Source organism: Rhodococcus sp. Leaf225 (genome assembly GCF_001426145.1).
Classification (GTDB): Bacteria; Actinomycetota; Actinomycetes; order Mycobacteriales; family Mycobacteriaceae; genus Rhodococcoides.
This window is the reverse complement of sequence record NZ_LMRN01000012.1, coordinates 515,655-523,562: the sequence shown is the minus strand read 5'-3', so window position 1 is coordinate 523,562 and position 7,908 is coordinate 515,655. Positions and strand designations below refer to the sequence as shown.

The window sequence follows — 7,908 nt, the reverse complement described above, 5'->3', positions numbered from 1 at the left end:
CACCGCACAGATCTCAGCAGCCTCGGCGTCGAACACCCCACCCGGACCGAGCACCGCCGGCCGACGCGACGACTCCTGCACGTACGCACACGACGCCGTGACTGAAAGCGCCAGAGCGGCCTGAGCATCACTCTTGGCAGCCGTCAGCTGGTCCACCGACAGTGTTGTCTCGTACATCGATTCACCCCCCGGTGACGTCCGAACGCAGCGCCCCCCGACGCCAGATCAGACGGTAGCTCACCCCACCGACACACTCCGGGCCAGGAATGTCACGCCAGACGGACACGCCAGTCTTCTACGTCGCACTGCCCGTCATCGCCGTTGCCCGCCGCGATCACGGTGCCGTCCGACCTCAGCCCGAGGGTGTGCGTCGACCCGGCCGCCACTGCGACGATGTCTCGCCACGACGCGACATCGCACTGACCTCGATCGTCGTATCCCGCTGCGACCACGTGACCGTCGTCGAGCAGACCCACTGTGTGCCGACTGCCGGCCGATACGGCGACGACGCCGACCCAGTCGTTCGCATTCCCACCGCTCGCGCCGACGATCGCCACTCTTCCGTCGACGGTCAGAGCGACGGAATGGAGATGGCCCGCCGCGACCGACCGCACGTTCGTCCACTCTGTCACCGAACACTGACCTCGCGAATCGGTGCCTGCCGCGATCACGGTTCCGTCCGAGCGCAGTCCGACGGAGTGCCAGTCCCCGGCAGCGACCGCCACGACACCGGCCCACGACGACACCTCACACGCACCCTCGTCGGTGCGACCTGCGGCCCTGACGGTGCCGTCTGCAGCCACACCCAGTGTGCGTCGCCACCCAGCCGCAACGCCCACGATGTGCGACCAATCGGTGACGTCGCACTGTCCGTGCGCGTTCCAGCCGGTCGCCACGACAGAGCCGTCGGCTCGCAGCCCCACGGTGTGCGACTGTCCGGTGTTGCGAGCGGTGTGCACGTTCCCTGCGGCCACGGCCACCACGTCGGACCATTCCTCGACGCGGTGACCCGTCACGTCACCCGCGAGAGTGACCGAGCCGTCGGCGCACAGTCCGACGGAGTGGCGACGTCCCGCGGCGAGGACATCCGCGTGTTGTCGCACCCGGCGTCCGATCAGTCGAGATCGAGTCCGAGGAGCGCGTTCTCGACCACCTCGGGCAGTGCCGGGTGGATCCAGTACTGGCCCCGTGCGACGTCGCGGACGGACTGCCCGAACGTGAGGGCCTGGATCAGCGGTTGGATCACGGTCGGCGCCTGCTCACCGATGATGTGCGCGCCCAGCAGACGGCCGGTCGCGCGGTCGGCGATCACCTTGCAGAGACCCTCGTCGTCCTCCATCGCCCAGCCGTACGCGACGTCGGCGTACTTCTGGACCTTGACCGCGATGTCGTATCCCTGGTCACGAGCCTCCTGCTCGGTGAGACCCACCTCGGCGATCATCGGATCGGTGAACACCGCGGAGGGGACGTAGCGGTGATCGAAGCGCTTCCACCCCGTCGTGTCGTCCCACGACGGCTTCAGGACGTTCTCCTGCACCACACGCGCCTCGGCATTGGCGACGTGCTTGAGCTGGTACGGCGACGAGACGTCGCCGAGTGCGAAGACGCCCTCGGCCGACGTGCGGCCGAACTCGTCGACCGCGATGCGGCCGTCGTCGTGCAGGTCGATGCCCGCCTCGTCGGCGCCGAGCTGATCGGCGTTGGGAGCGCGACCGATCGCCACCAGCAGCGCGTCCCCGCGTACCTCGGTGCCGTCCGACAGGGACACCACGACGTCGTCGCCGTCCTGACGGACACCGGTGGCATCGACCGAGAGCCGGACGTCCCACTTGTCCTGCGCGAGCGTGGTGAACTGCTGCGAGATCTCGAGATCCGACTTGCGGAGGAGGCGCTCCTTGCGTGCCAGGACCGTCACGTGCGAGCCGAGGGCCGAGAACACGTGCGCGAACTCGGCGGCGATGTAGCCCGACCCGAGCACGATCAGCCGCTCCGGAAGGGACGGCAGCCGCATGATGTCGTCGTTGGTGTGGAACGTGACGCCACTGTCGCGGATGAAATCGGGGACGGTGGCACGCGAGCCGCTCGCGACGACGACCTTGTCGGCGGTGACGACACGGCCGTCACCCGTGTCGATACGGCGCGGTCCGACGAAGCGCGCGTGGCTGCTGAACAGCGTCACGTTGGGCGAACCTTCGCGGCGGTACTTCTCCCCGCCGTCCGCGATGGGGTCGATCCGGCCGAAGACGCGGTCCACGATGTCGGTCCACCGCACCTTGTCGATGTGGGCGTCGATGCCGTACTTCGACGCAGTGGTGACAGCGCGGGCCACCTCCGCCGCGTAGACGAACATCTTCGTCGGGATGCATCCCACGTTGATGCAGGTGCCGCCGAAGATGGACTCCTCGAACATCGCGACTGTCAACCCGTCGAAGCGCTCGTCGAGAATCGAGTTGCCGGAACCGGTTCCGATGATCGCGAGGTCGAAATGCTGGACATCGGACCCGGTGTCCGCCGTGGCGCTCACGATCCGGTCGCCAGTTCTGCGTGGTCGCCGCCCGAGGGCGCGTCGGACAACCCGCTGCCGCGGTGCCGCAGCCAGTCGTCCATCTCGGCGAAGGCGCGTTCCAGCGGCTCGGGTGTGGAGAGGAAGACGTCGTGGCGGGCGCCCTCGATCGGGACGATCGTCGTGCGGTTGCCCAGGCATCCCGCCCACCGCGCGATCTGTCGGACGTCGAGAACGGCGTCCGCGGCGTCGACGTCCGGCACGTACGTCTTGGAGAAGCGCGTGACCTTGGATCGGAGGATGAGGGACGGCACGCCGATGTCGAGTCCCCGGTGCAGTTCCGCGTGGCCGCGACGGACCGCGCGGATCCAGCCGAGCTTGATGGGGAAGCCTGCCAACGGTTTCCACGACAGGTCGTAGTCCCACTCGCCGTTGCCACCCGAGCTGATGGAGAGGCCGTAGGTGTCCAGACCCTGACCCGGCAGCGCGCGCAGGGGAGCGACGCGGCCCAGGACACCGATCGCGACGGTTCCGACACTGCGCACGAGAGGCGGGCCCTGGAGGTCGAACCACGGACTGTTCAGCACCAGACCGGAGATGCCGGCGGCAGCGGCGCCCCCTCGGGTGCGTTCGAGACGATCGAGCCACAGCGGGACGATGAGGCCGCCCGTCGAGTGCGCCGCCATCAGGACCTCGGCGCCCGTCTCCTCGCGCACGATCGCCAGCGCCCGGTCGAGTTCCTCGTCGTACAGCGCCAGGTCGGACACGAAGTGCGGCGACTGCCCCTCGCCGATGGAGCGTCCGCACTTGCGCAGATCGAGTGCGTAGAACGCGTGTCCCAGATCGGCGAAGTGCTCGGCCAGATGGCGCTGGAAGAAGTAGTCGGTGAAACCGTGCACGTAGAGGACTGCGCCCTTCGGCGTCGCGGAACCCGTCACGGACCGCGTCAGGCGCACGAGTGTGGCCCGCACCTCGCCCTCGCCGTCCGGGTCGGAGCCGAGCGGTATGGTCAGTTGCTCGTAATCGTCACCGAGTACATCGGGCGCCCATGTAGTCACACTCACACAGTAATGGCCGCTTCGCAGGGGTGGCGAGGGGCACAATCGGGTACAGAGACGGTGACTGTCGCGGTGACGCGGCACGGCGCCGCGGACAGCAGCATCCGCACCGCACTCCCTGTCGGGAGTGCCGATGGACGAAGGAAGTCGATCCAGCAGTGGGCGAACACGATCAGAACAGTCAGTCCGGCACCAAGTCGGGATCGAAGGTGGAGAGGACCGACGTCGTCCTGATCGGCGCGGGCATCATGAGTGCCACGCTGGGCACGCTCCTCCGTCAGGTCGAGCCCACCTGGTCCATCTCCGTCTTCGAGCGTCTCGACGCCGCGGCCGCGGAGAGCAGCGACCCGTGGAACAACGCCGGTACGGGCCACTCCGCCCTCTGCGAACTCAACTACACCCCGCAGGGCAAGGACGGCTCCGTCGACATCAGCAAGGCGCTGAACGTCAACGAGCAGTTCCAGGTCTCGCGGCAGTGGTGGTCGCACGCGCTGGAGGCCGGCGTGCTCGCCGACCCCAAGAACTTCATCAACCCCATCCCGCACGTCAGCTTCGTGCACGGCGAGGACAACGTGAAGTACCTGCGAGCGCGGTACGACGCGCTCTCGGGCAACCCGCTGTTCCCCGGTATGGAGTACATCGACGACGAGACCGAGTTCGCCCGTCGCCTCCCGCTGATGGCGAAGGGGCGCGACTTCAGTGATCCGATCGCGCTCAACTGGTCCGACGGCGGTACGGACGTCGACTTCGGCGCACTGACCAAGCAGCTCCTCAACCACCTCGCGGTGGAGGGCGCCTCGGTCAACTTCGGACACGAGGTCCGCGACCTGTCCAAGAACTCCGACGGCACCTGGACCGTCAAGGTCTACAACGGGCGGACCGGCGTCACGCGCAAGATCGTCACCAAGTTCGTCTTCGTCGGCGCGGGCGGCGGCGCCCTGCACCTCCTGCAGAAGTCGGGCATCGCGGAGGCCAAGGGCTTCGGCGGTTTCCCCGTCAGCGGTGAGTGGCTGCGGTGCACCACCCCCGAGCTCGTCGAGCAGCACTCCGCCAAGGTGTACGGCAAGGCCTCGGTCGGTGCGCCCCCGATGTCGGTGCCGCACCTCGACACCCGCGTCATCGGTGGCAAGCCCGGACTCCTGTTCGGGCCTTACGCCGGCTGGTCGCCCAAGTTCCTCAAGCAGGGGAAGATGACCGATCTCGTCAACTCGGTCAAGCCGAACAATCTGTTCTCGATGCTCGGTGTCGGTGTCACCGAGATGGCCCTCACCAAGTACCTCGTCACCGAGCTGCTGCAGTCCGAGACCGACCGCGTGGAGACGCTGCGGGAGTTCATGCCGTCCGCTCAGGGCAAGGACTTCGAGCTGGTCACCGCCGGACAGCGAGTCCAGGTGATCCGTCGCAAGGGTCGCGGCGGCGTGCTCGAGTTCGGCACCGCCGTGATCAACGCGGGCGACGGCACCATCGCGGGCCTGCTCGGGGCGTCACCCGGCGCGTCCACCGCCGTGCCGGCGATGCTGGACGTGCTGAAGCGCTGCTTCTCCGACCGGTACAGCTCGTGGGAGCCGACCCTCAAGGACATGGTTCCGTCCCTGGGCACCAAGCTGGCCGAGAACCCGCGTCTGTTCGACGAGATCTGGTCGCACACCACGCGAGTGCTGCAGCTCGACACGACTTCGGCCACCGGCCGGCAGGTCGCGCACTCCGGAACTGTGTGATACCACCATCACATGACGACGGCGACTGCAACACTCAAGCGATCCTGGGCACTCGACCTGTCGAACGAGACCCTCTACGAGCTGCTCAAGCTGCGCGTGGAGGTGTTCGTGGTGGAGCAGGCCTGCGCCTACCCCGAGCTCGACGGTAAGGACCTGCTCTCCGACACCCGCCACTTCTGGCTCGAGCGCGACGGCAGCGTGGTCTGCACACTGCGTCTCCTCGAGGAGCACGACGACGGCGAGAAGTCGTTCCGCATCGGGCGCCTGTGCACCCACCGCTCCTCGCGCGGGCAGGGCCACACCACGCGTCTGCTGCGGGCTGCGCTCGCGGAGGTCGGCTCGTCCCCGTGCCGCATCAACGCGCAGAGCTACCTGGTGGAGATGTACGCAAAGCACGGCTTCTACCCGGACGGCCAGGAAGTTCTCGAGGACGGCATCCCGCACACGCCCATGCGGCGCGGCGGCGGCAGTCCCTGGAGCGAAGGCGACAAGAACTGACTCGCCTGCACCGACACTGAACAACCGACGAACGTCTCGGAGAAGCCCGTGTGACTCGGGCGCGGTCCCGCCACTGTGACGTGGTCCGGCCTCCTTCAGGAGGTCGGATCACGGAGCCAGATCGCCGAGCGTTCGTGTCACTGCTGCGTGAGGAGACCACGCGCAGCATCGTCTCGACTCCTCGGCGCGGTCACCGAGGTCGAACAGGACCACACGCGTGAATCCCGGATATCCGTTCTCTGCCATCGTCGGTCAGGACCGACTGCTGTTGGCGCTCTCACTCTGTGCCGTTCACCCCGGCATCGGCGGCGTGCTCGTACGCGGTGAGAAGGGCACGGCGAAATCGACCGCCGTGCGTGCGCTGACGGCGCTGATGCCTCCCGTCACGGACTCGGCGGGCACCCGGCCCGCTCGGCTCGTCGAACTGCCCGTCGGTGCGACCGAGGACCGCGTCGTCGGGTCCATCGACTTCGAGCGCATCGTCCGCGACGGCGAACGCGCCTTCACCCCCGGCCTGCTCGCGTCAGCGGACCGTGGCCTGCTGTACGTCGACGAGGTCAACCTTCTCCACGACCATCTCGTCGATCTGCTGCTCGATGCGGCAGCCATGGGCCGGGTACACGTGGAGCGGGACGGTATCTCGCACTCCTACCCGTCGACCTTCGTGCTGGTCGGCACCATGAACCCCGAGGAGGGGGAGCTGCGCCCGCAGCTGCTCGATCGCTTCGGCCTCGCCGTGGACGTCTCCGCCTCCCGCGACGTCGACACGCGGATGACGGTCGTCCGTCGCCGACTGGACTACGAACGCGACGCCGTGGCGTTCGCCGAGGCGCATGCCGACGCCGACGCGGAGATCGCGGCCCGCATCGCCGGTGCGCGGGACCGTGTCGCCGACGTCGAGCTGCCCGACTCGGAACTGCGTCGTATCGCGGCCGTGTGTGCGGCCTTCGACGTCGACGGGATGCGCGGTGACCTCGTCGTCGCGCGCACCGCGACCGCTCACGCCGCGTGGCGGGGCGGCACCACGGTGACCGAGGACGACGTGCGCGTCGCCGTCGAACTGGCGTTGCCCCATCGGCGTCGGCGCGATCCGTTCGATGCTCCCGGACTCGCGGACGGCGAGCTGGACGACGCGATGTCGCAGGCGGACGAGGACGTGCGACGTTCGGAACCGGAGCCCGATCCCGATCCCGATCCCGACCCGGACGGCGGCGGCGCACCCGATCCCGCTGCCGAGGACGGTGCTCCCGAACAGTCGAGCTCCGACGATGCACCGTCGGCCGACGAACCGCCTCCGCGGCCGTCGACCGGTGGCAGCTCCGGAACCGCCGCGTCCGGGGACGGCTTCGATGCCCGGCTCCTGCAGATCGACGGTGTCGGCGACGGCGCACCCGGCCGTCGCTCACGCGCGCGGGTGTCCTCGGGTCGTGTCGTGCGTGCGACCGACTTCACCGGCGGCTCACTCCATCTCGTCGGCACTCTGATGCGTGCCGCGGAGCGCAGGGGAGCGGCCGAGTCCGGCCGGTTGTCCATCGCGGGCGGTGATCTGCGCGGCGTCGATCGCGAAGGGCGCGAAGGCAATCTGATCGTCTTCGTCGTCGACGCCTCCGGCTCGATGGCGGCGCGCGACCGCCTGTCTGCGGTCACCGGTGCCGTCGTGTCGTTGCTGCGCGACGCCTACCGACGCCGCGACCGCGTCGCCGTCGTCTCGGTGCGGGGCAGCGACGCGGAGGTGATCCTCCCGCCGACCCGGTCGGTGGACGTCGCCGTCACCCGACTCCGCGACGTACGCACCGGTGGCAGAACGCCGCTCGCGTCGGGCTTCCTGACGACACGCGACGTCGTCGCACGTGAGCGGGTCCGGGAGCCGGGGCGTCGTGCCCTCGTCGTCACCCTGACCGACGGCCGAGCCACCGGTGGGCCCGATCCGGTGGGGCGAGCCCGTCACGCCGCCGCACTGCTGGCCGCGGACAAGGTGGCCTCCGTGGTCGTCGACTGCGAGTCCGGCATGGTTCGCCTCGGACTCGCCCGTGACCTCGCGACCGCCCTGCGCGGCACCTACATCTCACTGCCCGAACTGTCGTCGGCGAGCGTGGCCGGCGTCGTCCGGGCCGCAGCCTGAGGAGATTCT

General features: G+C 68.8%; 6 protein-coding genes. 3 read left to right on the top strand and 3 right to left on the bottom strand.

The annotated features are described in order from the left end of the window. Positions 1-269: 269 nt before the first annotated feature. From ASG69_RS12150 to ASG69_RS12140, 3 genes are read right to left on the bottom strand one after another with little or no spacing between them, the layout of a single operon-like run. Positions 270-1,103 carry an RCC1 domain-containing protein gene (locus ASG69_RS12150; protein WP_082544492.1) on the bottom strand — a complete coding sequence of 278 codons (834 nt, stop codon included), beginning with the start codon at positions 1,101-1,103 and terminating at the stop codon, positions 270-272. A gap of 11 nt (positions 1,104-1,114) precedes the next feature. Further along, entirely contained in the window at positions 1,115-2,524 is a 1,410-nt protein-coding gene (gene mtr, locus ASG69_RS12145; protein ID WP_056445014.1) for a mycothione reductase, read from the bottom strand. Then, positions 2,521-3,561, bottom strand: a complete 1,041-nt coding sequence (locus ASG69_RS12140; protein WP_027505059.1) for an alpha/beta hydrolase — start codon at positions 3,559-3,561, stop codon at positions 2,521-2,523. Before ASG69_RS12140 ends, mtr begins: the two co-directional genes overlap by 4 nt. Before the next feature lie 158 nt (positions 3,562-3,719). Here ASG69_RS12140 and mqo point away from each other — a divergent pair, with 158 nt between their 5' ends. The 3 genes from mqo to ASG69_RS12125 all read left to right on the top strand — a co-directional run bounded on the left by mqo (position 3,720) and on the right by ASG69_RS12125 (position 7,899). After that, a complete protein-coding gene (gene mqo, locus ASG69_RS12135) occupies positions 3,720-5,279 on the top strand; it encodes a malate dehydrogenase (quinone) (protein ID WP_081821172.1) in 1,560 nt (519 codons plus the stop codon). Between the two features lie 12 nt (positions 5,280-5,291). Continuing rightward, on the top strand, positions 5,292-5,777 hold the full coding sequence (locus tag ASG69_RS12130) for a GNAT family N-acetyltransferase (RefSeq protein WP_027505061.1): 486 nt from the start codon (positions 5,292-5,294) through the stop codon (positions 5,775-5,777). 217 nt (positions 5,778-5,994) lie between these two features. Beyond that, positions 5,995-7,899: a VWA domain-containing protein gene (locus tag ASG69_RS12125; RefSeq protein WP_056445011.1), complete on the top strand. Its 1,905-nt coding sequence runs from the start codon at positions 5,995-5,997 to the stop codon at positions 7,897-7,899. The last annotated feature ends 9 nt before the right edge of the window (positions 7,900-7,908 follow it).